This window comes from Bradyrhizobium sp. NBAIM08 (assembly GCF_020193935.1).
Lineage (GTDB): Bacteria > Pseudomonadota > Alphaproteobacteria > Rhizobiales > Xanthobacteraceae > Bradyrhizobium > Bradyrhizobium yuanmingense.
In genome coordinates this window covers 1-445 of the sequence record NZ_JADYVR010000384.1, presented here as the reverse complement: position 1 = coordinate 445, position 445 = coordinate 1, and the positions used below count along the sequence as shown (strand labels likewise).

At 67.4% G+C, this 445-nt stretch carries 1 protein-coding gene; it reads left to right on the top strand.

What is annotated here, in order from left to right; all coding sequences use genetic code 11:
- Positions 1-38: 38 nt before the first annotated feature.
- Positions 39-445, top strand: a 407-nt coding sequence (locus I6F37_RS40020) for a D-glycero-alpha-D-manno-heptose-1,7-bisphosphate 7-phosphatase (protein WP_368736823.1), incomplete at its 3' end; no start/stop codon positions are given.

Here is a 445-nt window from a genome sequence, read left to right as displayed (position 1 = left end):
ACACCGAGGTTGACCACCTGTCCGATCCCGACGAACTGGTGTTGATCCCCGGCTCCGCCGCAGCGATCGGAAGACTGCGAGAGGACCTGGGCCTCGGGATCGTCGTGGTCACGAACCAGGCGAACGTAGGTCGCGGCTTGCTGTCGACCGGCCAGCTCGATGCGATCCACGAGCGACTCCGTTCGATGCTGGCCGCCGAGGGCGCGGCGGTCGATGCGATCTTCATGTGCCCGCATGCCCCGGAAGATGACTGCGCGTGCCGCAAGCCGCGACCGGGGATGGCCATCGAGGCAGCCGAACGGTTCGGGTTCGATCCCGCGGACGCGTTCGTCGTGGGCGATCACGCCGGCGACGTGGGCATGGGCCGGGCGATCGGGGCCATCACGTTCCTCGTGATGACGGGCCACGGCCCCGCAGAGGTCTGTCTCTTTTACACATCTCCGAG